This is a genomic window from Limnobacter sp. (genome assembly GCF_964228395.1).
Classification (GTDB): Bacteria; Pseudomonadota; Gammaproteobacteria; order Burkholderiales; family Burkholderiaceae_B; genus Limnobacter.
In genome coordinates this window covers 1-26,621 of sequence record NZ_CAXQZX010000111.1, presented here as the reverse complement: position 1 = coordinate 26,621, position 26,621 = coordinate 1, and the positions used below count along the sequence as shown (strand labels likewise).

Annotated in this window: 27 protein-coding genes; 11 read left to right on the top strand and 16 right to left on the bottom strand. The window is 55.1% G+C overall.

Translation table 11 applies throughout. The annotated features are described in order from the left end of the window. The coding region (locus ACEQU8_RS09170; protein ID WP_370263092.1) for an SDR family NAD(P)-dependent oxidoreductase at nt 1-468 on the bottom strand (468 nt) is incomplete at its 3' end. 79 nt (nt 469-547) lie between these two features. Between ACEQU8_RS09170 and ACEQU8_RS09165 the strand changes: the two genes are divergently transcribed. Both ACEQU8_RS09165 and ACEQU8_RS09160 read left to right on the top strand, forming a co-directional pair. Continuing rightward, a complete protein-coding gene (locus ACEQU8_RS09165) occupies nt 548-1,156 on the top strand; it encodes a TetR/AcrR family transcriptional regulator (RefSeq protein ID WP_370263091.1) in 609 nt (202 codons plus the stop codon). Nucleotides 1,157-1,227: 71 nt separating this feature from the next. Beyond that, complete coding sequence (locus tag ACEQU8_RS09160; RefSeq protein WP_370263090.1) at nt 1,228-1,758, top strand: hypothetical protein; 531 nt, start codon at nt 1,228-1,230, stop codon at nt 1,756-1,758. Between the two features lie 7 nt (nt 1,759-1,765). Here ACEQU8_RS09160 and ACEQU8_RS09155 read toward each other — a convergent pair whose 3' ends face one another. The 6 genes from ACEQU8_RS09155 to ACEQU8_RS09130 form a co-directional block, all read right to left on the bottom strand. Next, the gene (locus ACEQU8_RS09155; RefSeq protein ID WP_370263089.1) at nt 1,766-2,500 is read right to left on the bottom strand and encodes a hypothetical protein; all 735 of its coding nucleotides are present in this window, start codon (nt 2,498-2,500) and stop codon (nt 1,766-1,768) included. 2 nt (nt 2,501-2,502) lie between these two features. Next, on the bottom strand, nt 2,503-3,018 hold the full coding sequence (locus ACEQU8_RS09150) for a hypothetical protein (RefSeq protein WP_370263087.1): 516 nt from the start codon (nt 3,016-3,018) through the stop codon (nt 2,503-2,505). Further along, a complete protein-coding gene (locus ACEQU8_RS09145; protein WP_370263086.1) occupies nt 3,015-3,623 on the bottom strand; it encodes a hypothetical protein in 609 nt (202 codons plus the stop codon). Before ACEQU8_RS09145 ends, ACEQU8_RS09150 begins: the two co-directional genes overlap by 4 nt. Nucleotides 3,624-3,632: 9 nt before the next feature. Further along, nucleotides 3,633-4,313: a MotA/TolQ/ExbB proton channel family protein gene (locus ACEQU8_RS09140; protein ID WP_370263084.1), complete on the bottom strand. Its 681-nt coding sequence runs from the start codon at nt 4,311-4,313 to the stop codon at nt 3,633-3,635. Nucleotides 4,314-4,426: 113 nt separating this feature from the next. Further along, nucleotides 4,427-5,467, bottom strand: a complete 1,041-nt coding sequence (locus tag ACEQU8_RS09135; RefSeq protein WP_370263082.1) for a hypothetical protein — start codon at nt 5,465-5,467, stop codon at nt 4,427-4,429. A 55-nt stretch (nt 5,468-5,522) separates the two neighbouring features. After that, entirely contained in the window at nt 5,523-8,006 is a 2,484-nt protein-coding gene (locus ACEQU8_RS09130) for a TonB-dependent receptor (RefSeq protein ID WP_370263080.1), read from the bottom strand. A gap of 232 nt (nt 8,007-8,238) precedes the next feature. Between ACEQU8_RS09130 and ACEQU8_RS09125 the strand changes: the two genes are divergently transcribed. From ACEQU8_RS09125 to ACEQU8_RS09105, 5 genes are all read left to right on the top strand, one after another. Further along, nucleotides 8,239-9,414: a sensor histidine kinase gene (locus ACEQU8_RS09125; RefSeq protein ID WP_370263078.1), complete on the top strand. Its 1,176-nt coding sequence runs from the start codon at nt 8,239-8,241 to the stop codon at nt 9,412-9,414. Continuing rightward, nucleotides 9,404-10,111, top strand: a complete 708-nt coding sequence (locus tag ACEQU8_RS09120) for a response regulator (RefSeq protein ID WP_370263077.1) — start codon at nt 9,404-9,406, stop codon at nt 10,109-10,111. The genes ACEQU8_RS09125 and ACEQU8_RS09120 overlap by 11 nt, the downstream gene beginning before the upstream one ends. A 158-nt stretch (nt 10,112-10,269) precedes the next feature. Continuing rightward, on the top strand, nt 10,270-11,226 hold the full coding sequence (locus ACEQU8_RS09115) for a TAXI family TRAP transporter solute-binding subunit (RefSeq protein ID WP_370263076.1): 957 nt from the start codon (nt 10,270-10,272) through the stop codon (nt 11,224-11,226). 103 nt (nt 11,227-11,329) lie between these two features. Then, nucleotides 11,330-13,426: a TRAP transporter permease gene (locus ACEQU8_RS09110; protein ID WP_370263075.1), complete on the top strand. Its 2,097-nt coding sequence runs from the start codon at nt 11,330-11,332 to the stop codon at nt 13,424-13,426. A 3-nt stretch (nt 13,427-13,429) separates the two neighbouring features. Then, entirely contained in the window at nt 13,430-13,819 is a 390-nt protein-coding gene (locus tag ACEQU8_RS09105; RefSeq protein WP_370263074.1) for a DUF1850 domain-containing protein, read from the top strand. A 598-nt stretch (nt 13,820-14,417) separates the two neighbouring features. Here ACEQU8_RS09105 and ACEQU8_RS09100 read toward each other — a convergent pair. From ACEQU8_RS09100 to ACEQU8_RS09090, 3 genes are all read right to left on the bottom strand, one after another. Continuing rightward, nucleotides 14,418-14,750 carry an H-NS family nucleoid-associated regulatory protein gene (locus tag ACEQU8_RS09100; protein WP_370263073.1) on the bottom strand — a complete coding sequence of 111 codons (333 nt, stop codon included), beginning with the start codon at nt 14,748-14,750 and terminating at the stop codon, nt 14,418-14,420. An 86-nt stretch (nt 14,751-14,836) separates the two neighbouring features. Continuing rightward, nucleotides 14,837-15,430, bottom strand: a complete 594-nt coding sequence (locus tag ACEQU8_RS09095; protein ID WP_370263072.1) for an isochorismatase family protein — start codon at nt 15,428-15,430, stop codon at nt 14,837-14,839. A gap of 69 nt (nt 15,431-15,499) precedes the next feature. After that, nucleotides 15,500-16,249, bottom strand: a complete 750-nt coding sequence (locus ACEQU8_RS09090; RefSeq protein ID WP_370263071.1) for an MBL fold metallo-hydrolase — start codon at nt 16,247-16,249, stop codon at nt 15,500-15,502. Between the two features lie 184 nt (nt 16,250-16,433). Here ACEQU8_RS09090 and ACEQU8_RS09085 point away from each other — a divergent pair, with 184 nt between their 5' ends. After that, nucleotides 16,434-17,267, top strand: coding sequence for a sulfite exporter TauE/SafE family protein (locus ACEQU8_RS09085; RefSeq protein ID WP_370263070.1), 834 nt, complete (start codon nt 16,434-16,436; stop codon nt 17,265-17,267). Between the two features lie 9 nt (nt 17,268-17,276). Here the strand turns inward: ACEQU8_RS09085 and ACEQU8_RS09080 are convergent, their stop codons facing one another. The 3 genes from ACEQU8_RS09080 to ACEQU8_RS09070 all read right to left on the bottom strand — a co-directional run bounded on the left by ACEQU8_RS09080 (nt 17,277) and on the right by ACEQU8_RS09070 (nt 18,661). Beyond that, entirely contained in the window at nt 17,277-17,969 is a 693-nt protein-coding gene (locus ACEQU8_RS09080; RefSeq protein WP_370263069.1) for a hypothetical protein, read from the bottom strand. A 103-nt stretch (nt 17,970-18,072) separates the two neighbouring features. Beyond that, nucleotides 18,073-18,276, bottom strand: a complete 204-nt coding sequence (locus tag ACEQU8_RS09075) for a putative motility protein (protein ID WP_370263068.1) — start codon at nt 18,274-18,276, stop codon at nt 18,073-18,075. 55 nt (nt 18,277-18,331) lie between these two features. Then, on the bottom strand, nt 18,332-18,661 hold the full coding sequence (locus ACEQU8_RS09070; RefSeq protein ID WP_370263067.1) for a hypothetical protein: 330 nt from the start codon (nt 18,659-18,661) through the stop codon (nt 18,332-18,334). A gap of 174 nt (nt 18,662-18,835) precedes the next feature. On the opposite strand from ACEQU8_RS09070, the gene ACEQU8_RS09065 reads away from it, so the two are divergent. Then, nucleotides 18,836-20,530 carry an acyl-CoA dehydrogenase family protein gene (locus ACEQU8_RS09065; RefSeq protein WP_370263066.1) on the top strand — a complete coding sequence of 565 codons (1,695 nt, stop codon included), beginning with the start codon at nt 18,836-18,838 and terminating at the stop codon, nt 20,528-20,530. Between the two features lie 33 nt (nt 20,531-20,563). Here the strand turns inward: ACEQU8_RS09065 and ACEQU8_RS09060 are convergent, their stop codons facing one another. Further along, nucleotides 20,564-21,925 (bottom strand): ATP-binding protein, encoded by a 1,362-nt coding sequence (locus tag ACEQU8_RS09060; RefSeq protein ID WP_370263064.1) that lies wholly within the window; start codon nt 21,923-21,925, stop codon nt 20,564-20,566. Then, nucleotides 21,922-22,464: a heme NO-binding domain-containing protein gene (locus tag ACEQU8_RS09055; protein WP_370263062.1), complete on the bottom strand. Its 543-nt coding sequence runs from the start codon at nt 22,462-22,464 to the stop codon at nt 21,922-21,924. Before ACEQU8_RS09055 ends, ACEQU8_RS09060 begins: the two co-directional genes overlap by 4 nt. 267 nt (nt 22,465-22,731) lie before the next feature. Here ACEQU8_RS09055 and ACEQU8_RS09050 point away from each other — a divergent pair, with 267 nt between their 5' ends. Continuing rightward, nucleotides 22,732-24,819 carry an FkbM family methyltransferase gene (locus ACEQU8_RS09050; protein WP_370263060.1) on the top strand — a complete coding sequence of 696 codons (2,088 nt, stop codon included), beginning with the start codon at nt 22,732-22,734 and terminating at the stop codon, nt 24,817-24,819. Here ACEQU8_RS09050 and ACEQU8_RS09045 read toward each other — a convergent pair. After that, nucleotides 24,759-25,688: a sterol desaturase family protein gene (locus ACEQU8_RS09045; RefSeq protein WP_370263059.1), complete on the bottom strand. Its 930-nt coding sequence runs from the start codon at nt 25,686-25,688 to the stop codon at nt 24,759-24,761. The genes ACEQU8_RS09050 and ACEQU8_RS09045 overlap by 61 nt on opposite strands. 101 nt (nt 25,689-25,789) lie before the next feature. Between ACEQU8_RS09045 and ACEQU8_RS09040 the strand changes: the two genes are divergently transcribed. Continuing rightward, on the top strand, nt 25,790-26,621 hold an 832-nt coding region (locus tag ACEQU8_RS09040; protein ID WP_370263057.1), incomplete at its 3' end, for a LysR family transcriptional regulator.

Sequence of the window (26,621 nt, the reverse complement as noted above, 5' to 3'; positions counted from 1 at the left end):
CCTGGCGCGCTGCCTTAAGCGTGGTGCAAACACATGGCAACCGTGAATCACGCCCCACAGGTTGACACCCAGCACCCAGTGCCAGTCGTCCATGGGGGTTTGGCCGATGGGCAATCCACCGGCGCCCACGCCTGCGTTGTTCACCACCAAATCGATGGCGCTGGCCTCACGGCTGCCGCCCAAATACTTCTCGGCCTGTTCGGCCAGTTGTTCCACATCGCTCAACTGGCTTACATCGCATTTCACTGCCCAGGCTTTGGGAACAAACACCAAATCCGGGTTTTTCAACTTGCCTGCCACCTCATCCATGATGAGTTGAACGGTTTCTTCGGCCCGCTCAAGGCAGATGTCTGCACACACCACCTGCCCGCCACGGCGAACAATTTCCCGCGCGAAGGCACGGCCAATGCCACTGCCGGCACCGGTGACCACCGCATTGGCCCCTTTGGAAATTTTTTGCCAAAACATTCGATACCCTTATTGATTGTTACATTGAACAATGTAATATTAAAACGAACGTTTGATCGGATTCAATTCGGATAATTTCATGACCAGACAACCCAAACAAAGCCGCGCGCAACTCACCGTGGACTCCATTGTTCAAGCCTCATTCATCGCCCTGGCCAAGCATGGCGCACAGGGCGCCACCACCCGCCAAATTGCGGAATATGCCGGGGTGGGGGTGGGTTCAATCTATGAATACTTCGAGAACAAGGAGGCCATATTCAAGGCCATGGGTCAGCGCTTTGCCCAAGAGTTGGTGAACCTGATTCAAGAGCAAACCCCTCACCTTGTTCGGATTCCGCTACGCGATGCCGTCTACCAGTTGATTGCCAGCACGGCTGAATTTTTAAGGAAAGACAATGAGCTATACCTGCGCTGCGCTCGCGAATCGGCCTTGATGGAGCGGCATGTGCCCTTTGGTGCGGTGTACCGGGCGTTGGCGGATTTGTTTGTTCAACACGCCATTGCCCACCCAGAAATATTGCAACTGAACAAGCTGCAAACCGTGGCGTACATTTTTATCAACAGTGGCATGTCCACCATGATCCGTTACTTGAATCACCCCAACCCGGGTTTCAGCTTTGATGACCTGGCGCAGGGCCTGGCCGACATGGCGGGCCACTACGTTGAAAAAGAACTGTCTGTGGCTTAAGGGCAAGCCCCCGACGCTTGGCCCCCTGCAGCTATACTGTGGCCCAGGCTAAAAACATTGGAGACCTGCCCATGCGCCCACAGAAGGCCGCACCGATTGCTTTGCTGGCGCTGGCCCTGGCTGCCTGCAGCGCCCCTGCCCCCGATTCCATGGAAAAACTGGCCAACGGCAATATTGTTGAAATCACGGGTTTGAACAGCGAAGAACTAACCTTTGTCACCCGCAACCGCATCGTGAACCTGTTTGCCACAGATGCCTACAACATCATGCGCGACATGAAGCGTTATTACACGGCCGAGTTCAACAGCCACCCCACCCTGTCGGTAAAAGCCGTCACCGAACTGCAGAATACGCAAACAGGCGAGGTGTTAAACAATCAGCCCTTGTTCACGGTGAGTTGGCGCAGACCCGACCTCAACCAAATGGACCTGGACTCCAAGTTCAGCCTGGACACCGAAGAAATTCTTTTGTACGCAGACCGCGTGCGGTCGCACAGCCTGGTGGGCGACCAGGTGTTGATCGAACATTGCACGGTGAGCGCCAATAACAGCAAACGCGAGCGTTTTTGCGATCTGGTGGTGGAAGGCCTGCACGCCAAGTAAAAGGTTTTTAGCGCTGGTGAGCCACCAGCAACATTTCCACCTTCCCGCCCTTCATGATGTCGGTGTTCAGGGGCTCTTCGCGCAACAATTTCACCAGCCCCACACCGGGGGCATACCATTCTGTGTGGTTCACCAACACCTCTTGGTAGCCTGCACTGGCGTCAGCATAAAACACAAGCGTGCCCTCGCCATGCACTTTTACACAGTTCTCAAAAATGCCCAGAGGGGTTTGAACCGTCTCGCTGATGCCCACCACCTGGTACACCATGTCAAACGGTTTAATACTTGCATTGGCTTGGTCAAAGGGTGGCATCCAGTGCAACACATAGGGGCTCGTTTCAAGCGTCCAGGTGTATCCCACGCGCAGGTTTTTGCCGCGTGGCAACACCATGCGGGCTTGGGCATCGGCCACGGGTTTGTGTTGCACCACCACCCGCTTGCCCACGCGGTAATAACCATCGTCGCGCTTGCTGATGAAATAATCGGTGCCCTGGCTGGTTTGCCGCACATGCCCCTGCACTTGCTGACCGTCCGGCCCATAAAAAGACGCTTCGCCCAGCGCCTCGATGTGCAAGGTCTCCTTTCGCTTGCCATTGGGCATGTCGTACTGCAAGCGGTAATCCCAACGCTGACCTTGCTGAAGCGGAAACAACTCGCCCGGGGCCTGGGCCGAGCAGGCCGTAAGCAACGAGGCGATGAGCCATGCAAAACCGGCCCCGCACCATGCACGCGGTTTCATCATGCTTATTTCTCCGGCAGTTGGGGGTCGGGCAAATCGGTGAATTCAATGTCAACTTTTTTATCGGCAATGCGGGTGTTGTCGCGTGTGGCAGCGGGGTCATGCAAATCCCCACCCACCTCACCAATTTGCAGGTTGCCATTTCGCATTTCACGCATGGCCGCATCAAACTTCACATGCAAACCTTTGTCGTAAGGCAACATATGGGCCCGTGGCGTGCTGTATGGCTGGTTACCGGCCAGGCTCGTGGCCCACACATAAAATTGACCGGCCGTGCCTTCACGCTCGTCGGGTTCTTCCACAATCACAAAGTGCAACAAAAAACGCTCTGGCAAGGCGGTGGCGCTGGGCCAGCCCTGTGCATTTTGCCAACCCTGAAAACTCACCCAATAAAACGCCCCCGCCACCAACACCAGCGCAAACTTCAAGCCCAAGCGCAAACGGCTATACACCAGCACCAGCAGCAGCAAGGCGGCTAAAAACACATAGGCGATGGTTAATGCCATTAAAACCTCATTCATGGCTGCTCTGCCTTCACAATGGATTTGTTGATTTGATTGATATTGCCCACCCGGCCATCGGGGTCGATGGTAAACCGCACAGCGGTGACTTCATCGCCCTGCTGGCCAAGGGTTGTGGTGCCGTAGTGCAACACCTTCAACTTGGGATTGACCTCCGCCACGTACACATTCACGGGCACTGGCTGTTTGTTTTCTGTTTTGTAGTAGTGCAAGTTCACGATGTATTCGCCCGGTGGCCTGCCGCGAATGGTGAGCACTTCTTGGTTAAGCGGATTCACAATGGTTTTGCCATCGACCTCTTGAGTGTCGTTGGCCAGGCCTCGGTCGTCCCGGTCAATGTGCATCAAGCCATCTTGGGGGCGCATGTACCACACTTGGCGAGAGCCTGGTCCTGCCGCCCAAATATCGATGTCGTTGGGGTCGTTGTCGGGCCAACTCACCGTGACCAAAAACTCGGCCTTGGGGTCAATGATGCCGCTTTTGGCCGGTGGGTTTAACAGCAACAAGGCCATTAAAAACAAAAAGGTAAAAATCAGAAGCGCATTAAAAATGAGGTCTGTAAAAGGGTCCAATTCAAAGGTGCTGGTGTGCTTGAACAAGGCCATGCCGCGTGCTCACTCCCGCCCGGGCTGAAGGCTAAGGTCACCGGCCACATGCCGATGGGCAAACGCCACGGTATCGGCAATTAAGCGGTCGGCGTGGCGATCCAACAACAAATACTGCAAACCCAGCAATATGCTGGTGCTCAATCCCACCAGTGTGGTGTTCATGGCCACACCCATGCCTTGGGTCATTTGCTGCATCAGGGTTTTGATGTCCGAAATATCCAGCTGCTCCAGGCCCTCCAAGCTGCTGAGCATCATGATGAACCCCACCACGGTGCCCAACAAACCGAGCTTGATCATCAGCCCCGTGATAAACCAACCCACGGTGTGTGTGCCACGCGCCCGCTCAGCCAACACCTCTGCAAGCAAGCCACTTTCGCTGGCGTGCACCACCGGGTTTTGATGAGCCAGGTAATCGAAGCAAATGGATTGCCCGGGGGCAAAGCCACGCGCCCCAGCTTGAATTTGAAAGAAATACTGGATTTGTCTGGATAAATAAACACTTCGCCAACCCGCCAGGCCACTGCCCAAAGCAAAGGCAAAAAGGATCACCAGGCAAATGCGGGTGGAGTCGCTGGCAACCACCCATTGCATCAAGCCATAAGCCCAGCACACGGCCAGAGCAAACACAATCAGCGTGAGCAGCAAAAGCCAGTTTAAGAACAAGGTGTGGGGCAGCTTGGATTGCAAAATTCAACCGATCCTTTGGGGCTTGGGGTGTTGCAAAGTGCAACACTCAACCAGAGCGCGGCAGAACAAGCTCTGCCACTCAAGGCTTAAAAGCAAAGCCCATTCCAGCCCGTTTAAAACACCAAAGGCTCAGTTTGTCGGTACACGCGTTGAATGTTCAGTTGATGGGTTTCCAGCGCACGGGCGCGAGCCTGCGCTGCATCGGGGTCGAGGTACACGCCCTGCCCCTGGCTTGGCTGCGCATTCTGCAAAGGTTCACTCAGTTGCCGAATCAACTCCACCTCGCTCACACCTTGCTCCAAGCCCACCAGCACACTGCGATGAAGGTCCACAAAATAATCCAGGTTGCGCTTAACCGCGTCGCGCCCCAGTACCCCAAACGAGGTCATCAAGGTTTCTTCTGCGCGACCACGCACCAGCAGCCGATGCAAAAAATCAATGCGGGCCACCACATCACCATCGTACAAATCGGGCACCGCACGGTCTTGTACCGCCGAACCCACCCAGCGAATATTTAACTCGCGGTTGTTGAGTACCAGCGCCTCTTCGGTTTCAATGTTTTTGTGCAGGCGGTATTTCCAACCCACCCAATCCGGGTTTAGCGCACCCAAGTGGCCAGACTCGGCCCGCAATATTCGAAGCGGAACAACAGGCAAGGTGCCCGCAACCTGCGCTGCACCCATGCGCTGGGCAAATTTGCTGATGCATTCGGGGCAGCGCTTGGCCATGAGGTCAGACGTTAATTTGCCCGCCACAATGCGCTGTGCAAAACTTTCCTCGGGTTTCAGGGTGTCGCGGAACACATCGCGAAACCCGATGTTGCCCAGCACATGTTCAGGTTTGGGTTGGGTATTCAGGATCCACAGCGGCTTTGCACCAAACCGTTGGCGAACATCACGCGCCAGTGCCTCGCCAACCACCGCCGTGGCGCCAGAATCCACCACCATCACCGCCTTGGGCGAATCAACCACCAACACGCCCAGTGCAAACTCGCGCCCGGACGCGGGCAAATGACGGTGCGCGCACATCCATTCATACACAGTGGCGCGGTGTTGTAGCCAGCAATCTTCGCTGGCCCAAGCCTGCGTGGCAGGAGAAGACGCCCAGGCCAAGCAACCCAGCAACACAAAACGCACAGCACGACCAAACCGCATGAATCAACCTTGCCCTATGGAAAACCCCAAGAGCATAGCCGATTGTGCGGCCACATCAAAATCGAATACTCATTCCCAGCCATGCCGAACGGGGCATGCCCGGCGCAAGGAACGTTTCATAAGTGATGTCGTCTTCTTCCTCAACAAGCTGGCCATTGGTGTCAAACAGGTTGCCGCCCAACACCCCGCCGTTGAAATATTCACGATCAAAGACGTTGTTCAGTCTTGCGATCAGAGTGACTTGCTTGCTGATGCGGTGGTTGGCCCCCAAGTTAAAGACCGCAAAGCCGGGTACCTTGCCATTGTCTTGAAAAGTCACAGGCCCTTGCCCTGGAATGTTGACCGTGCCGGCCTGGTGCTGGTTGTTTTCGTTGCCCCGCGCAAACTGCTCGCTTTGTGCCTGCATATCCACAAACAGCAGCGTCGACTCTGCCGCCTTCACGCCCAATGACAATTTTAAGTTGTGCTTTGAAATACCCGGCAGGCGATTGCCCGGTTGCACTTGAATAAAGCCGCCTTCCACCGCGGGGTTGCCACTGGTGTCTGTGGCACTGCTATTGCCTTCGCTGGCCAAGCGGGCCGAACTGCGGAAGGTTGCATCCAGATACTGATAGCGCGCAGCAAAGTCAAATCGCCCCTGCTCGGCCTCAAAATCCAGTTCAAGACCCTGGCGCCTTGTTTTACCGTAGTTCTGGAAAAACCCGCCTGAGCCTGCACCATCGGTGACAAAAATAATGTCGTTCTTGTTGTCCGCAGAAAACAAATTCACAGAAAAACCATATTGGCTGGCTCCCTGCTGCCAGCGGCTGCGGTAGCCCCCCTCCACAGTGGTGGTAATCACCTGTTCCAGAAATGGGTCTGCCGCCATTGCATTGGGCAACAAGCAGGGGAATTCCGGGTCTGAACAGGCCAATTCCACCGGGGTAGGCACGCGGTTGCTGGTGCCAGCACTGGCGTACCAAGTCCTATTCTGGCTGGGAGCAAAAGACACTCCAAAGGAAGGATTGAATCTTCGGTAGGTGTAGTTGTTGTTCAAACCTGGGCCAGACTCTCCCTCCTCGTTGATGAGTGGAATGGCCAAGCGATCACCCGTTTTCACAGTGGCATGGTTGTACCGCCCCGCCAACAGCAAGGTGGTTTGCTCATTCAAGGCAATCACATCTTGTGCATAAAGACCAAACTGGCGGTTGTTGGCCTGAACATTAACCTGCTCAATTCGCCGATGCAGTTCCCTCACCGTGCGGTCAGGGTTGAACACGCCCAATGCATATTCACGCCTGAAGTCGGAGCGGCCAAACTCAGCCTGCGCGCCCACAGCCAGGGTGTGTGCGCCCATCGGGGCCAATGCATACTGCATGCTCAAACCCAACAAATCCTGCTGCAACAGCCCGTAGTTATTGGCACCAGGGCAATCGGCTGAATCGGGATCAATGGCAGCCGGGTCCCCTTCTTCGAAGGTCACAGTGCCCGGGGCATAGGGAGTTGCTCGAGGAGCACTGCAATTTTGGTTGTACACAATGCCGGGCCGCATCTCGATCTCTGTTCGGTCCGGCTCAAACTCGGCCACGCCAAAGCGGTAGTCTTCGTTTTCATTGCCATCGCCGTTGAAAGTGCGTGACCTGGAGCTTCTGTAGTAAGCATTGGCCGACAATGAATTGCCGTCATCAAAATAGCGCGAAAAATCAAAGGCCAGTTGGCCACCCGAGTTTTTCGTGTTGTCCACATAGGTGTAGGACTGCGCCCTGTTTTGTTCATACAGGCTGCGCGGCACCACGCCATTGCCATTGAGGTCCGATCCATACAGATTCAAACTGACGTGGGCCACGGTATCGCTGCCAGTCATTCCCGCTTTGCCGAAAAACTGGGTCACCGTGCTCGGGGACAAAACCCGCCAGCCTTTTTCGTCAAAGTGGTTGAGGTTCAAGTAATAGTCTTGCTGCGTACTTTCATCGACACCGCCTTGCTGAAAGCCAATTCGCTTTCGTCCATAGTCACCCACCTCCAGGTCCAACTGACGCCCCTGAAAATCACGGCCACTTTTGGTTTGCATCACAATGGCCCCGCCCAAGCTGTTCAAGCCAAACTGGGGCAAAGTACCCGGCAGCACCGCCACCTCTTTGAGGGCCGACTGCGGGATCGCATCAAACCGCACCACGTCGCCAAAGGTCTCGTTTTGCCGAACGCCATCCACATAGACCGACAAGCCCGGTGGCGTGCCCAACAGAGGCGTCACAGAAAACCCGCGGTAGGTGAGATCGGCTTGATAAGGATTGCCCTGGTTTTCCGTGATCTGGGTTCCGCTGATTCCACGAAACAAACTGGAAGACAAAGACTCCCTGTCACTGTCTCGATTTAGATCATTCACCTCTTTAACGCTAAAGGGAGCCTTGTCTTTGGAGATGGCCGCCCCCGGCAACGGCGTGGTTGAAATAACCTGCACCTCTTGCAGGGCTTGAGCCAAAACCGAAGGAGCAAACGAGCACAGCAGCACGGGCACAGAGCAAGCCCTAATGATTGCGCGACGGGGTGATGTAGACATGCCTGAAAACCTTTTAGAAATAATCGCGTTGAAATTTTTAAAACCCTCAACACCACACCGCAGGCTGCTCTGCACGCCAACCACCATTGGCCAGCCCGGGCGTGGTTTTTAACGATGATCTGATGCGGCATGCCCTACACACTAGGGAAGTTTTCCCGAATTGCGCTGGGGTGCTTCAGATCCTGATTAAACTCATGCACAGTGAGACAACCCTTTTAGAAAGGCTTTGCAGGTGAAAACAATTCGCTTGGGTCAATTGTTGGTAAGGCGGCTTTTGCTGTGGCTGGGCGTGTGGGCAGCCCTGTGCATCGGCATTGTGTTTGCCATGGGTCGGCTCGATGTGGCCACCGAATACCAATCAGCCAACACCTTGGTTGAGGAACTTCACACGGCGCTGAAGCAAAATGCCCCAATGAACAACCTGGCCCTGCAACGCTTTCGCGAGCAACTTGCAGAAAACAAAGCCCAACAAGAGCGCGGGGAAACCAAACGTGAGTTGCTAACCATCGCGCTCATGCTCGTGCTAATGGCACTGGGCAGCGGTGTGGTGGTTTGGCTGACCCTGCGCCCCAGCCTGAACAGGCCCCTCAATCAACTGGTGACATGGCTGCAACAGGAGGAACAGCAGCACCAGGACGGGCCGCGCAAACCAGCAAGTGCCCCGCCAGGCTTTGCATTGGAAGAGCTCAACCACATCGCACAAAGCGTTCAGCAATTGCTGATCACCCTGGAGCAGGAGCAAAACAAAAGCCGTGAATTACTGCGCCACGTGATGGAATTGCAGGAACGCGAGCGGCAAACCATTGCTCAAGACCTGCACGATTATTTTGGCCAAAGCCTGACCTCGATTTCTGTCAACTCGGCTTTTTTGGTCAAAAACACCAGCAGCCACACGCAAGAGGCAGCAAGGGCCGTTCATGAACAGGCCACACAGATGATGACCTGGCTAAGAAGTTCTTTGCGAGAACTCAAGCCCCACCTGTTGCTGGAGGTGTCTTTGCGAGACGCCGCCTTGGACCTGCTGGACACGTGGGCCAAGCGGCACGGGTGGTTTGTCGATTTCGCTTGGGACAGCAAACCCATTGACATCACCAGCGAAGCACGAATTGCGCTGTACCGAAGCCTGCAAGAGGCTCTCACCAATGTGGCGCGGCACGCGAAGGCCAAACGAGTCAAGGTGTTGGCCGGGTTTGATCCGCAAGCCATGCAATTTATTTTGATCGTCGAAAACGATGGGTTGCAAACCTCTGCCCCAGTGACCCCCTCTTTGGGCCTGAATGGAATTCGTGAGCGTTTGGTTGCTTTGGGCGGCTTGGTCGACTGGCAATTGGACAGCCCAGTTTTTCGATTGAATTGCCGCGTACCCGCCACACCCGACACCGAGGAGCCCAGCCACCATGCCCATTGAATCGTGCATTGTGTTGATTGATGACCATGCGGCAGTTCGTTCCGGTTACCGCAGGTTTATTGATTCGGAGCATGACCTGAAAGTGGTCGGCGAAGGCGGCAACGCAGACGAGGCGTTTGCGCTGCTTAAATCGACCCCTTGCGATGCCTTGGTGTTGGACATCAGCATGCCCGGCCAGAGCGGACTTGAGCTAATTCGCCGGGTAAAAATACATTGGCCGAAGTTGCCCATCGTGGTGCTTTCCATGCACGACAGCCCCGTGATCGCCAGCAAAGCCTTCGAGCAGGGAGCCAATGGCTACGTGACAAAATCAAGTGACCCCGAAGAGCTGGTGCTTGGGCTTCGCAAGGTCTTGTCCGGCCAAAAACATGTCTCCAAAGACATCGTGGCGCAAGGCTTGGACAGCACGCTATTGGTTGAGGCCAACTCAGGCTTGCCCGGCCAGGTTAACGGCCCCGCGATGGGACCTCAGCTGCCAAGCGCCCTCACCCCGCGTGAAGTGGAGGTGGTGCGCCTGCTGGCCGAAGGCAACACCATCGAACAGGCTGCAGCGGGTTTGGGCATCAGCACAAAAACCGTGAGCAACAACCTTTCACAGATTCGCCAAAAGTTGGGGGTGAACACCGACTTTGAACTGGCTTTTTGGGCATGGAGCCACGGCTTGGGAAAAATTCCTCCCAATTTCGACAAGCGCTAACCCCATCGGATTAAGGGCTAACCCTAGCCCGTTTTCATGCGTATTTTCCCGTATTTTCAAGGCATTTGGCGCGCATCGGCTTGCAAGCGCAATCGAAGTCATGGATATTCAGACCCACAACCACAACACATGACAACACTTCTCAGGAGGAAGATTCGATGATGCTTTTCAAAGCAAAAAAGGTCTTTTTGGCAGCCGCCGTTACCAGCCTGGCCCTGGCCGCTACACCAGCCAAAGCCGAGTTCATTAACATTTTAACTGGCGGTACGTCTGGCATTTATTACCCAATTGGCGTGGCTTTGTCCAAAGTGTATGCAGACAACATCAAAGGTGCCCGCACCCAAGTGCAGGCCACCAAAGCCTCCGTAGAAAACCTCAACCTGTTGCAGCAAGGCCGTGGCGAGTTGGGCATTTCTCTGGGTGACTCAGTCAAGCTGGCTTGGGAAGGCGACCAGGAAGCCGGCTTTGCCAAGCCACTGAACAAGCTGCGCGGCATTGCCGCCATTTACCCCAACTACGTTCAAATCGTGGCTTCCAACAGCTCAGGCATCAAAAGCCTGGCCGACTTGAAAGGCAAAGGCCTGTCGGTGGGTGCGCCAAAATCCGGTACAGAACTGAACGCCCGTGCCATTCTGGGCGCTGCGGGCATGAGCTACAAAGACCTCGGCAAAACTGAATACCTGCCCTACGCCGAGTCGGTTGAACTCATCAAGAACCGCCAACTCGACGCCACCCTGCAATCTGCCGGCCTGGGCGTGGCCTCCTTGAAAGACCTGTCCACGTCGCTGCCCGTCACCATGGTGGCTGTGCCTCCTGAGGTGGTCAAAAAGCTTGGCGCTCCCTACGTGCCGGGCGTGATTCCCGCGGGCACCTATCAGGGCCAAGACAAAGACGTGCCCACCGCGGCCATCGTGAACTTTCTGATCACGCACTCCGATGTGTCAGACGAAACTGCCTACCAAATGACCAAGCTGCTGTGGGAGAACCTGGCCGCGCTGCGTTCGGCCCACAAAGCCGCCGAGGCGATCAAGTTTGAAAACGCCCTGCAAGGCATGCCAGTACCGCTGCACCCCGGTGCAGAGCGCTACTACAAAGAAAAAGGGCTGATCAAGTAATTCACCAGGCACAGCTGCCAACGGTGCCACACCCTGCCCGTGCGGGGTGTGGCGTCTTTCAAAACCAACCCTGAACAAGCCCCCCAGTGGGCTTTTTGTCCATATGTCCTCAAGTCACGCGCAAGAACAAAGCTCTTCAGCTGGTTTTCACGACCCCACCGCAGCAGGTTTTACGCAGTCTTTTGAAGGGCGTCTGCTTTTCTGGATTGCCGTGGTGTTTTCGGCTTTTCAAATTGCCACTGCAGCCCACCTCTTTGATTTGCCCAGCCAAGTGCAACGGGCCTGTCACGTCGGCTTTTTGCTGCTGCTCACCTTTCCTTTGGTGGCCATGCAAAAAAACCCGGTGTTCAAGTTGTTGGGTTGGGCCCTAGCCGCCAGTGCGGTGGCCGTGGCTGCCTACCAGTGGATTGAATACGAGCCTTTGCTGTTGCGTGCCGGGGACCCCAGCGAGCTGGACATTTACATGGGCGTGATCGCCCTGGCCACCGTGTTTTTGGCCACATGGCTTTTGATGGGCCCGGCCCTTCCCATTATTTGTGGAAGCTTTTTCGCCTATTGCCTGTTTGGGCAATACTTGCCTGCGCCTTTTGACCACCGCGGCTACGACTTCAGCCAAGTGGTTGAGCACATGGCCTATGGCACCGAGGGCATTTACGGCATTCCAACTTACGTATCGGCCTCGTATATTTTTCTGTTCATCCTGTTTGGCGCCTTTCTTGAAAAGGCCGGCATGATCAAGCTGTTCACCGATTTTGCGCTCGGTTTGGTCGGCCATGCCAAGGGCGGTGCCGCCAAGGTGGCGGTGGTGTCGTCAGCGTTCATGGGCACCATTTCGGGTTCTGGGGTGGCCAACGTGGTTACGACAGGGCAGTTCACCATTCCCCTCATGAAGCGTTTTGGCTACCGTGCATCGTTTGCAGGGGGCGTAGAAGCCACTTCTTCCATGGGTGGGCAACTGATGCCACCCGTGATGGGGGCGGTGGCCTTCATCATGGCCGAAACCCTGGGCGTGCCGTATTCAGAAATCGTCAAAGCCGCCATCATCCCAGCGGTGCTGTATTTTTTTGGCGCGTTCTGGATGGTGCACCTGGAGGCAGGCAAACACAACCTGGTGGGCATGTCCAAAAAAGACCTTCCCTCCCCCTGGAAAGCCGTGAAAGACCAGTGGTATTTGGTGCTGCCTCTGGCGGCTTTGGTGTGGTTGCTGGTGGGTGGCTACACCCCGCTGTTTGCTGGCACCGTGGGCCTGGCATTTACTGTGGTGCTTATTTTGGGCGCTTCCATTGCCATTGGCCTGCCCAATATGGTGATCCGTATTCTGTTCTGGATGGGCTTGGGCGTGGTCTGCGCTGCATTTTTGCAGTTTGGCATTTGGGTGATTGCAGGGGCCATTTTGGCTTTGATCGCCGTGAATGCCCTGCGCAAAGGCGGGCGTGAAACTCTGGCCGCCTGCCGCGACTCCCTGGCCGAAGGCGCCAAAGCCGCCCTTCCCGTGGGTGTGGCCTGTGCGGTGGTGGGCATCATCATTGGCACCATGACCCTCACCGGCGCTGCCAATACCTTTGGGCAGTATGTGGTGAGCGTGGGCGAAAACAGCCTGTTCCTGTCGCTGGTGCTCACCATGCTCACCTGCCTGGTGCTGGGCATGGGCATTCCCCCCATTCCCAACTACATCATCACCTCCAGCATTGCTGGCCCCGCGTTGGAACAATTGGGTGTGCCGCTCATTGTGAGCCACATGTTCGTGTTTTATTTCGGCATTTTGGCCGACCTCACCCCGCCCGTGGCGCTGGCCTGTTTTGCGGCGGCCCCCATCGCCAAAGAACGTGGGCTGACCATCTCACTGCAGGCCATTAAAATTGCAGCAGCAGGCTTTGTGATTCCGTACATGGCGGTGTACACGCCTTCGCTCATGCTGCAGGATGGCGGTCCACTGGCGCAAGCTTGGGGCTACATCCCGGCAGTGATGTACATCGTGTTTAAAACCATGCTGGCCATTGCCCTGTGGGGAGCCGCCGTAATCGGTTACCTGGGTAGCCCCCTGCCCATGTGGTTGCGGGCACTGGCCATGGCTGGCTCGTTTACCCTGATTGCTGCGCTGCCCATCACGGACGAAATTGGCTTTGCGCTGTCGGCGGTGTTTCTTCTGCTGGTGTGGCGCAAGCACCGGGCGAGCCTCGGCAAAATGCAGGCCGCCTAATCCATGGCCAGCGTGTGTGTGTTCAGCAGCGCGGCCTTGCTGCTGGGCTGCCTGAACACCACCACATTCAGCCTGCAATGGACCCATTCCGTTGAAAAAACCACTTGGGTCGAGCACTACCAAATCACCCACACCCTTGAGCTTCAAGCCACCTTGGTGAAGGTCAAGGGCAGTGGCGCGGGCATTGACCCAGCTCCACATGCCAAGCGGGTGGATGGCTGGTACCAATGGAAACCCCAATCGACCCTGCGCTTGCAGTCCATCGCCTTGGCCAATTCACAAGCGACACCCGACAACTGGACCTTGTGTGCCTTGCCTGCCGGGCAGGCGTGCATTCGCTTGAATGACTTTGCGGACAAGGCGCCGGGGGGCTTTGTCATTCGGGCGCAGTAGCTTGGTGTCAGGTTGGTACTGGTTACAGGGCCATTTAGCATCGCTTCTTTGAATGCGCAGCGTTTTGGTGCCGGGTTTGGCACAAGCCACTGGGCCTGGGGCAGCCCTTGCGAGTGTTTTTGCGCAGCGTGTTGGGGCCGCGTTGGAGCCGGGTTGGCACAGGTCGCTAGGCCTGGGATCAGCCCGTTAATCCCTTCTTGTCCCTTCCGAGGGGGCATGCAAGGCGAAAATGTCGCCATTGCATCCGATTCGATTTCCCGCCAAGCGGGGCTTGGCGGGGAAACACGCCTCGGCCCCTCGGTGTGGGCCAAACCGGGCGGGCTGCCCTGAATCGGCCTGCGCGGCCTGTGCCACCCCAGCCCCTTCGCTTGCCCAGAAGCCAGCAGGGGCCAATGCCCCTGCAGCGACCTTCAGGACAATCTGCCCGACCGTGCCAAGAATGAACGGTGCCCCCATTAGGGGCAGAGGCCCGACCCGACCTTCAGTTTTGGAGGGCGGGCCTCAGTTCAGGCGAGGCTCAGTGAGGGAAATACAGATTGGCCGTCGCAAAGGGGCATGGACCTGCTGGCTTCAAAGAGCAAGCGAAAGACAATGAAACTTAGACTTTCATCTGCGCTTCTGTAAACCCAGCCGCAATCGCCTCTTTCATCCAGTTGGGACGCTTGCCACGCCCAGACCAGGTTTGTGTGGGGTCTTTGGGGTGACGGTAACGCACTGGGGCTGGCCCCAATTCGCGCTTGCCTTTGGGTTTGGCAGCACCGCCAAGCTCAGCGAGCAGTTCTTCAAGCTTCAGCCCTTTGGATGCGGCCAGTTTTTTTACTTCTTCGATGGCCTGCAGCTTGGCGCTGCGGTCAGAAAGTTCTTTGTCGATGTCGGCCTTCAATTGCTGAAGTTCCGAAGCACTCATGACGGCCAGATTTAATTTTTTCATAATTTTCTTGAGCATGGTTAATAACGAAACCGATTATAGTTCGGCTTTTAATTGGAAATAAACATTTAACCGCCAATTAACACTATTTATTTAATCAAATCCAATGCAAATTTAAAGTGCTCATTTTCTGCACCTTCTAACCACTCAAATACCACCATTTCAGTGGTAACCAATTCCGCTCCATTCCCGGCCAAACGATCAAAAGCAGCGTCTCTATTGCGATCTGTTCTAGAGCCACATGCATCGGTCACCACCCATACTTCCATGTCCTGGTCCAACAAATCGAGCGCGGTTTGAAGCAGACAAACATGCGCCTCTACACCTGCAATGACAATGCTGGGTCGCTCATTCTGGGGCGGTGCTTTTTGCAAATGCTTGGGCATGCTTCTGGCATTACCACTGGGCGCTTTGGGGCTGATTAAGTCGATCAAACCTTCTGGGCATGCACTAAATTGAGTTTTGCGCATGGTTGCTTTGCACAACAAAGCCAAGACGGAATCGAATTTTCCGATTTTGTCGGGCATGTGTTCGGTGCCATATACTGGCACACGCATTTTTTTAGCCAATGTGGCCAATGTGCGAGCGTTTTTTAATACAGACTCACCATCCGCAATGGCGGGCATTAATTTTTCTTGATAATCCACCAACACCAGTTGGCTGGACTCGTGGTTCAACAGCATGGTTATCTCTTTTTGGTTTTAACCTTGCAAGCATAACCTGCTAGCTCAGTCTTGAGCACAGCTATTCTTTCAACCTTGTGGAGTTTCGTTTATTTGCTGGCAATAGGCCTGTAACTCTTCGGGCAAATGGCCCGGGCAAACGCCACAGGCCCTGTTGCCGGGTACGGCATGATCAATAAATTTTGGGTAGGGTAAATTCAAACCGGCCATGATGGCTTTGAATTCATCCAGTTCAATTTGACCGCCCAATCGGGGATTGCGGTTTTTCTCTTGGGCAATCGTTGAAACTCGCCTGTTCTGGTAATCGTGACCCGGATACACCAAGGTGTCTTCAGGCAGGGTAAACAGCTTTTGATGCACGCTGTTGTATAGGTCCTCTGCACTGCCGTTCTGAAAATCGGTGCGTCCACACCCATCGATCAACAAGGCATCGCCCGTGAGCACGCGGTCCTCAAGCCGGTAGGCAAAATGTCCATCGGTGTGGCCAGGCGTGTGCAAGGGGTGCAGGGTTAATTCGCCCAGCTCAATCGCTTGGCCCTCTTCCACGGGCAGGTCTGTGCACGGCAGCCTGTCAAACGCTGGTGCAGCAATTTTGCTGCCCAGTTTCCGTTTAAGTTCCAAGGCAGAAGTGATGTGATCGGCGTGGATATGGGTATCCAAGGTATAGGCCAGCCGCAAGCCCAATTCCCGAAGCAAGGCCACATCCCGATCCATGGCTGAGACCACTGGGTCCACCAAAATGGCTTGACCCGTGTGTTCGCAGGCCAGCAGGTAGGTGTAGGTGCTGGACAAAGGTTCAAACAATTGCCTAAACAGCATGAGACCTCCACGGGGGTTTGGAAAACGTTCGGTTTGAACACAGGTACAAATGATGAATATATATTATAATATGATCACTCATGCATATTTAGGATTTGTTCTTTGATCTCTTTCCCCAAAACACTGGCCTGCTGTCGCATGTTCGCGCACAAGCGCCTCGCTGCAGCTCAAGAGGCAACAGGCCATGCTCGCCATTGAGATGACCTGGCTGCTGCCATTGCTGTTGGGTCTTGTGATTGGAACCGTCATGGGCCTGACGGGCGCGGGCGGCGGTGTGTTGGCTGTGCCTTTGCTTGTGTATGCGATGGGGCTTGAAATGCAGGTCGCCACACCGATTGCACTGCTCGCTGTTGGCCTTGCGGCCCTGCTGGGCACCAGTTTGGGCCTGTGGGCCGGGCAAGTGCGGTACAAGGCGGCGCTACTGATGGGCACGGTGGGGCTCAGTGCTTCACCCCTGGGTTTTTGGGTGGCGGGTCGGAGCAACGGGCAAGTGTTAAGCGCTCTATTTGCTTTTGTGCTGATGTGGGTGGCGTTTAATGCGTTCCGCCACCGGGCAAACACGGCTCTGGCCGAGCTAGATGCTCCGCAAGCTGGGCCAGTTAGCCCATGCCCGTGCATGCTCAACCCAGACACTGGCCGTTTTGTGTGGACCTGGCCCTGTGCACGCGCGCTGATTGGCTCTGGTGGCCTGGCAGGTTTAATGTCGGGATTGCTGGGTGTGGGTGGCGGCTTTGTGTTGGTGCCGGCACTCCAGCGCTTTACCAACATCCATCAGCAATCGGTCACGGTTACATCGCTGGCGGTGATTGCGGTGGTGTCTTTGTCTGGGGTCGTCAACAGCGCCATGTCGGGTACTTTTCAGGTGCACACGGGTTTGACGTTTTCGTTGGGGGCCATGCTGGGCATGTTGCTGGGCAGGCAGCTTGGCAAACACCTGCCCACACATGTGCTGAAATGGTCTTTTGGCGGCATCTGCCTGGTTGTGTCTGCGTTGATGATCATTCGCGCTGCGGGCTAAATGCCATCGCTAAAACGAAGGTGTTATTCCAATACCAATGGTGAAGGCACGGGCGGCGCTGAACTGCCCGTAGTCGCTGCCATAGCTCGCGTCAATCTGAAAGAAATCGGGCACGATGGCGTAGCGCGCGCCCAATCGCCAAGACAAGCTACTTTCGGCACCATTGAATGATTCAATGGACAAACCCACCCGCGAGGTCCACTGATAGTCCAACGCTGCCGCTGCAAAAGGTCGTTCGTCTTTTTCATTCAGCCCGTTGAATCGCAAATACCCCAGGTTAAGGTGCATGAGCCAATCAGCACTGCCAAGGGGCACAGTCGCGATGCCAGTGGCCACGGATTCACGGGTGCTTTGCTGGCTCGGAAGGTAATCTTTGTTTGTGCTGATTGCAAAACCATACCCCACGCGATGGTCATCGAATTCCCGCACCATGTGCTTGTACCCAAATCCCTTCACATGCGCATCGTCTGCATCGCCATGGCGGGCACCCAGGCTAAGTGACAATTCACTGGGCCCAAAAAAGTTGCAACCACCGTTGAAATTGTCTTGTCGAGTGCTGGCGGTGGTTTCGTTCCAGAAATCCAGCTGGCAGGTGTTGTGCCCATTGACCGCAGCATCGTCAGTTTCCAAAGGGCGACCAGCGTAAACGAGCCCGTTGTACAGCCAAAGCGTCACCATCAGGCACTTGAGCAGTTGCTTCAATTTTTTCTCCTCGTTCAATTGGCACTGTGCATACCAAGCGTGCCAACAGAGGATACAGGTGGATTTACCCTGTTGAATGTCGAGGCGATTGAATAGAGTGGTTTTAGGCGTACACGTTCAAGCGCGTACCCAAACTGCCAGAGGTGGCCAGAGCAGGTGCGGGAGGCACTGAGTTCAACAGTTGCAGAACCGATTCAGAGGAAATATCCATGGCCTTTTTGAACACCGCAATTTGACCCTGTTGGGCGGTCTGAGCCTGCTGCATTTGCAGGGTGGCATACACCATGGCTGCCGGGGATACGTCCATTCACTTCACCTCCATTTCTATACTTAACGGCAGGTGGGCACCAAAGTTGAGGACTTTAATGCCTGGGGCCACGCATGGCTCGGGCCAAAATGCCCTGAACCACCTCGCTTCGTATGCGCTCGCCACGCTCCATATTTTGCGCGTGCAACAGGACATTTTCTTCAATCAACTTGGCAATAGAGCTAAGCAGCACGTAAATAAGATCTTCTGCCTTAAATGTTGAGGCATCCTGCAATATGGACAGAGCACCGATGCAGCAGGCCTGCCGAAGGGCCTGTTCATCCACCGGCAGATCGGCATAGTCAAGCGGGTCTTCTTTTACCACCTCGTTGACCAGCATCATGAGTGTGTTCAAATCAATCTCGACCTGGTGGGTGGTGCTCATGGAGATTCTCCAGAATGATGTACTCCCACTTCTACCACACACCAGCCAGAAGCGCCATGCATAGAGCCAGGTTGTAAGCCAAGGCGTTAACAATCGTCGGCTTTGGGCAAATAATTACCATTAATTACAAATATGATCTATAGTTGTAACTATTGAACATGCCCGGAGAAAGCCGTGAACAGCGCCAAGGAACTTCAGCAACAAGCCCGCTTGGGCGAGACCCACCAAGTCACCAACGTGGCCAACGATTTGAATGGCTACAACCTGTACAGCAGCGACACCGCACTGGCCGAGGCCGTGCGCCGCGAGGGCGGGGCTTGGGGCGAGCAAGAACTGACTGACTTTGGTGCGCGCTGCGGGCAAGCTGAATACCTGGAACTGGGCCACCTGGCCAACCGTTACCCACCAGAGCTTGACACCCACGACCGCTTTGGCAACCGGGTAGACCTGGTGCGTTACCACCCCGCCTACCACGCGCTCATGAAAACCGCGCTTGAGGAAGGCATACACAGCCAACCCTGGACCCACCCTCGGGAAGGTGCCCACGTGGTGCGTGGCGCCAAAGCCTTTGTACAAAGCCAGGTGGAGGCCGGTCACGGTTGCCCCGTCACCATGACCTTTGCATCCATTCCAAGCTTTCGCACCCAGCCGAATGTGGCGGCCATGTTCGAGCCGAAGATTTTGGCGCGTGGTTATGACCCGCGCAACTTGCCAATCGACGAGAAACAGGCCATCACAGTGGGCATGGGCATGACCGAGAAGCAAGGCGGATCCGATGTTCGCGCCAATTCAACCCAGGCGGTTCCAGTGGGCAAAGCCGGGCCTGGGGAAATGTATTCACTGACGGGACACAAATGGTTTTTATCGGCCCCCATGTGCGATGTATTCCTGATTTTGGCGCAAACCAAAGCGGGAGTATCGTGTTTTGCCGTGCCGCGCTGGCTGCCCGACGGCACCAAAAATGCGCTGCAAGTGATTCGCCTCAAAGACAAAATGGGCAATAAATCCAATGCATCGAGCGAAGTTGAATTTCGGGGTGCGCAGGGTTGGCTGATTGGGGAAGAAGGCCGCGGCGTGCCCACCATCATTGAGATGGTCAGCCTGACCCGCTTTGACTGCATGGGCGCATCGGCAGGCTTAATGCGTGCTGGTGTTGCCAACGCCATTCACCATTGCCGGCAACGCGCGGCGTTTGGCGCCAAGCTGGTGGACCAACCCTTGATGCAAAACGTTCTGGCTGATCTGCAGTTGGAGTACGAGGGCGCCATCGCATTTGCCATGCGCATGGCCCGCGCCCTCGATCTAAAAGACCAAGACGAACACGAAGCCAAACTGATGCGACTGGCCACCGCTGTGGGCAAATACTGGGTGTGCAAGCGCGCTCCACAACACAGCTATGAGGTGATGGAATGCATCGGTGGAAGCGGCGTGATGGAGAATTCCATTTACCCACGGCTATTTCGCGAGAGTGTGATCAACCCCATTTGGGAAGGCAGTGGCAATGTGCAATGCCTGGATGTATTGCGCGCGGTCGGCAAGGACCCCAGCGTATTAATGGCGTTTCAAACCGAGTTGCTCAAAGCCAAAGGGGGCAATACCTTGCTTGACCAGTACATGGCGCAACTGGCCAAGCAATTGGGCAACTTGCACAACACCACCCCCAGTGAAATTCAGTTTATGGCCCGCCACTTGGTGGATCAAATGGCCTTGGCTTTTGAGGCCAGCTTGCTGGTGCGCCATGCACCACAAGCGGTTAGCGATGCGTTCTGCAGCAGCCGCTTGGGGGCCCAAGGCCACCACAATTACGGGGCGCTGCAACAGGCTGGGCACGTGAAGGCCATTATTGAGCGAGGCAACCCCTGGAGTTAAGCCCGCTTTAACAAAGCTGCGCGGCCAAGGCCCCTAGCTCGGGGCCTTGATGCTTGTAAATTGCCGCATGTAGTTACAAAAGCCAGCAAACGACAAGGGCTTGTGCAGAAAGTCGTCCATGCCCGAGCTTAAGCACTTTTGCTGATCTTCCTTGAATGCATTGGCACTTAGCCCGCACACCCGGGGCTGGACACCATTCAGCAAACGAATTTGCGCCGTGGCCTCCAAGCCATCCAGGTTGGGCATGATGAGGTCCATAAACACCAAATCGACAGGGCCGTGGTGCTTCACAAATTCAACAGCTTCCAGACCGTCGCAGGCAAATTGCGCAGTCACACCCACACGCTGCAAAAACGAACCCAGCAACATGCGGTTGACTTGATTGTCGTCAACCACCAGCACCCGAAAATCCTCTGGCAACACGGGTGGTGCCGATTGATCAGCCGCTGAACCCGGCTGGCCCTGCGCATCAGCGCGAGTGGCCTCGCACCTAAAATTCAAGGTCATGGTAAACACACTGCCCTGACCCAACTGGCTGGTGGCCGTTAGCTGCCCCCCCATGCTTTCAATCAGCTTTTTGGCAATCACCAAGCCAAGGCCAGTGCCGCCAAATCGGCGGTGAATGCTGGTATCTGCTTGTGCAAACTCATTGAACAAACGCGGCATTTGCCCTGGTGCAATGCCAATGCCGGTGTCTTCTACCACCAGCGTCACTGTGCAAGCACCGGGGTCACCTTCAACAGGTGCACAGCGAACTGACAAACGCACATACCCTTGCTCGGTGAATTTAATGGCGTTGGACAACAAATTTGACAACACCTGCCGCACGCGGGATTCATCGCCAATCAAATTGGAATTTAAATCCAGATCATCTTGATAATGCAGCTTCAGGTGTTTGCTCGCTGCCAAGGGCTGATACAACTTGACCAAACTCTGCAACAGGTTGCGCATGGAGAAGGGCTCGCTCTCCAGGTCAAACCCTTCTGACTTTATTTTAGAAAGCTCCAGCACATCGTTGAGCAGGCGCAACAAAGCCAAACCACTTGCACGAATGGTCTCTACATGGTCTTTTTGTGATTGGTTCAAATTTGAACCCAAGACCAAATCGAGCAAGCCAAGCATGCCGTGTAAGGGTGTACGGATTTCGTGGCTCATCATGGCCAAAAACTGTCTTTGGGCACGCACCCCCGCCTCGGAGTTTTGCAGCGCCATCGACAACTCTTGCGTGCGCTGTTTAACTTGTTGTTCAAGGTTTTCCGTAAGCGCGGCCAGGTGTTGGTTGCTCTCATAAAGCGACAGGCTTTTTTGCTCAAGCAACTGCTCGGCCTGCTTGCGCGCCGAACGCTCCCGCTCAAGTCGCTTTTGAAGGCGCGCCAGTGCATCGGCCTGGGTCATGCGCCCATCCGGATGCAAAAAACTGCCTCTTTTCCGTTGGGGGTGACAGACTGCATGCTCACCTCGCCCTGCCCACCGTAATGTGCCATGCAACCCCGAATCAACCCCAAGGCCAAGTGGGCCAAGCCGCGGCTGGAGCGGTAGGCCATGTCAAGCGAATCAGCGGACTTTTGCAATACAGTGAACTTAGGCAGTTCGGCATCGGGATACAACTTCAATACCTCTTTGTGAATCACCTTTTCTACATCCACCAAAAAATCGATGGGGGTAGAAATACCCTCAAAAAAATTGGGGTACAAGGCATAAAAGCGCCCAAAAAGATGTTCCCCAAACAATTCCATCAAGGCACTTACCGAATGCCCAGACATGCTGGACAACTCATGCAACAAAGCCCCCATCTCTGAGTAGTCGTAGGTGCCCACTGCCGTGTAGGCCCCACCAGAGGGCAGGTCACAATTGTCGATTAAGTCGTCCACAAAGTCGGCGCCGTGGGCGCTTTCTAACATGTCGAACAACTCGGTAAATACGATGCCTTTCATGATGCCGAACTCGTGCTGGGGTGTTTCTAATGTTTGCAGGGTATGCTGTTTTTGTAAACTCTAAAGAAAGATAAGAGTTAACAAAACCCCCGTTTTTCCGCTTACCAAGCCCTTTGCTCTCAACAGGGGCCCGCAGCTTGGGTCATGAGCCAGGCAATCGCTCACACAGGGCTCACATTGCCCCCCTTATTTGGCAATTGTTTACACAATCGCCCGGTTAGTCTTTTACAAATTGTGAACGTTTACATGCAAGGCAGGAGCCTCTTCGTGACCGAATTCAAACGCAGCCGTGCCATGCACCAGTACTACCGCGACAGCCTGGTGCAAACCTACTTTTTTGATGAAATTGGCAAAACCCCCAAAGACACCTTAATTTCGCTCATCGACGCCAAGGCCTGCGATCCCATCTTGGCCGCTGAAACGCTGCACAATATGCAAACGGGCCTGCCACCTGCCAAAGATCTTGCTTTGCGCCAAATGGTGTTGCTGATTGCGCAATCGCATTTGTGCATGGACAAACATCGACAAGGCCTGCAAACCGCCCTGCCTGCGGCGTTTGGCAAGGGCATTCGCGATGGTTTAATGCGCGTACTGCAAAAAGTACCCAGCCCCAAATACCTCATCAATGCCATTCAGATTCTTTACCGGGTGGGCGAAATCGACGAGGCCATGGCCTTGCTGCACAAAAATCCGCAAGTGGTCGACACCTCGGCTCACCTTCAACAAATAGCGGCCATGGTCTACACCATGGAAGAACGCTACGAGGAAGCATTGCCCCACTTACTAAAATTGGTGGACTCGGGGGCCCACCAAAACAATTCGCTGATCAAGCTGATGAGCATGGCCTGCATGTACAAACTTGGCGCCCTGCCCGATGAGCCCGTGGATTTTGCAAGCCTGGCCAGCGAGCCAGCACAAGCTGCTTCCGCCTTTGCCTACACCTGGGTCATCGAGGCAGACCTTGCTCGCGAGCCCAAACCCACGGTGGTATTGGCCTGCGACAACAAATATTTTTACGAACACGCCTTGGCCCATGTGTATTCACTGGCCGACACCAACGCCCATGCGCTGTATTTGCACCTGCACCTGTACAACCCCAACGCCAGCGTTGTAGAGCAAGTGCACTGCCTGGCCAAGCAATACCCTGCCTTGCATATCAGCGCAAGCCAGGAGCACATTGATTTAAAGTCGCCCACCAAGGTTGTTGCTTTTGCCTGCCGACGCTTTGCGGTGGCCCAGGCCATGTTGGAATATCTAAACACGCCCGTGGTGTTGATGGATGCCGATGCACTTTGGCGCAAACCTTGGCAAAGCACAGTCGGCAGTCTGGCTGAAGAACATGATGTGATGGTATGCCAGCCCCCCGCTGCGCCTTTTTGGGAGCATGTGGCCGCCGGTTTTGTATACCTCAACAACACCCCCGCAGCCAAACGTTATATTGCCCAAGCTGTGGCCATGATCGAAGACAACCTCAACAAAGGCAAAGCCCTTTGGTTTTTGGATCAAATCGCCTTGAGTGCCTGCCACCATGAATCCATCAAACACGGATGGGGCACCCGGTTTGCCAGCACAGCACCCGCTGCATTGATGGACGTCAACCATGGCGAGGCTGCGCTCACCTGGGTGGTCACCAACCAAAAACAGGCCGCCGGTGCATACGCCGATTACAAATGCGAGCTACAACATCGGCACGGCCAACAGCCCTACAGCGGACCCAGCGATGCATTTTTGGCAATTGGCCAACAAAAGCAGCCAGTCCGCTTTTTGCAGGTGGGCGCCATGGATGGCGTAAGCTACGACCCCATTCACCCTTTTGTGAAACAGTTTGGCTGGCAGGGTGTACTGGTCGAACCCCTGCCGGACATGCTGGAGCGCACACGCAACAACTATGCAGGTTGCCAGGGTTTGGTGTTTGAAAACGTGGCCATCACCGACCGCGCAGAAACCAAAAAACTCTACCGCATTCGCCCAGAAACCATCATCAAGCACAAGCTACCAGATTGGTTAAAAGGCATGTCCACTTTCAGCCCAACCAAACTGGCCGAACACCAACAGCATGTGACCGTGGAAGACGTGCAGTGCCTGCCGCTGATGCGGGTGATTGAACGCAACTCGCTTGAGCGCATTGATGTTTTTCAGATCGACACCGAAGGCTACGACTACACCGTGTTCAAGCAACTGGACTTTGCCCGATTTCGGCCCACCATCATCAACATGGAGGTGGTTAACCTCAGCGACGAAGAAAACACAGCCTTGGAACGCGACCTGCACGCCCAAGGCTATGTGTACTATCGCTATGAGTTTGATTTGATTGCGCTGGATAAGGCTTGGTTTATTGCGGGCTCTGAAGTTTGAGGATTGTTTTCATCGTAAATCACACCGCCCGGGCGCAGGGCAGAGTCCGCGCGGCGTGACTGCAGCACTGGGAAAAACATTTGGTGAGCCCAGTGTTCTTGACCGTGAATTCGATCATCCATCAAACCAATGTGCTCAGGGTATTTGCGCGTGATGTGCGCTGTACCAAACAACACATCCCAAAAAAACAGCATGTTGCCAAAATTGCCGGTGTAATTGCCAATGCCGTCTTTGTTGGTGAGTGCATGGTGCGCCCAATGGGTGGCTGGCGTTGAAATAACCCGCTCCACCACCCACATCACGGGGTGCAGGGCTTTTACCCTGTACAGAGGTTCATCCCAGCGCCAAGCACAATGCGCACCCAGAATAATCGTCAGCTTGGCGCCCATGTAAAAGGCATACACCCAGGGCCCAATGCCCAAAAAGATCAGGCTGCCTGCGATCCACAATCCGGGCATCATGAGGTAATAAAAAAAGTTGTTGCGGAAGGTCATGCGCACACTCATGTATTGCGCTGAGTGATGCGCTCGGTGCAAAGGCCACAACAAGGGCGAATGCGATAACCTGTGCCACCAGTACTGGGTGAGGTCATCGCCCAGCAAAAGCAATGCAACCATGCCCCACCAAGGCCAATCGGCCAGAACACCCTGCCACTGTGCAAACCACTGCTGCCCCACCCAGCCGGTGGTAAAAATGGCCAGGGGCTGCGACACAGCCACCACGCTGATGAACACCAATACATCCAGCCAATGGTCGTTAGAGCTGGCATTCACGGTGTTTTGGTAACGGCGACTTACAAACTCCATCAAGCCGTAGCCGGCAATTGCACTGCCAATCAACACATTTTGAAATTGCAAAGGGTCGTCCATGGCTGGCCTCGTGTACGGGTTGGAGCACTCAATATAAGCCTCGCTTATTCAATTCGTCCAATGCATAATTAATACGTTTTTAATGCAGCAATTGCATCACCATGAATCTTCATCAGCTTGAACATCTATTGGCGCTGGCCGACACACGGCACTTTGCCAAGGCCGCCAGCAAAGTACACCTCAGCCAGCCCGCCTTCAGCCGTAGCATTCAAGCACTAGAGCGGCACACCAACTTGCTGCTGTTCGAACGCAAAGGGGGCGAGATACGCCCCACCCCCGCCGGGGAGTTTTTGATTGAACGGGCCAGACAACTGCTGCTGGAAGCCCGCTCGGTTGAACGCGATGTGCAGCTTTACCAAAAAGGCACCCTGGGCAAACTGGCCTTTGGGGTGGGGCCCTTCCCCGGCGCTACCTTGCTAAGCACCGTGGTAAAAAACATGCGGCTACACCACCCTGCCGTGGCCTTGCGCGCAGAAGTGGCCAGCCCCGCCAAATTGCAAGGCATGCTCTTGCAAGAAGACATTGAGTTTTTTGTAGCCGACACAGGCGAGTTGACCAAAGCCCCTTACCTGGGCATTGAACCCTTGATGCGCCAGTACGGCGGGCTGTATGTTTGCCGCAATCACCCTTTGGCAGGGCAACGCTGCACATTTGAACAAGCGTGGGAATATGGAGTGGCCAGTGTAAAGTTGCCTGATGCCATGAAAATAGGCTTGGCCCGCGCGCTGGGCCAAAGCGGGCGCCACCTGCCCAACATGGCGCTGGAATGCGACGACATTCACCTGCTGCACCAACTGGCTGCCAGCACCAATACCGTGGTGGCCTCCACAGAACTGGCGGCCAAACCCTGGGTGACAAAAGGTGAACTGGTGCCGCTGGAATTGGCAGATTTTCCGCCGCTGTACAGCAATATATCGGTGGTGGGGGGGGGGG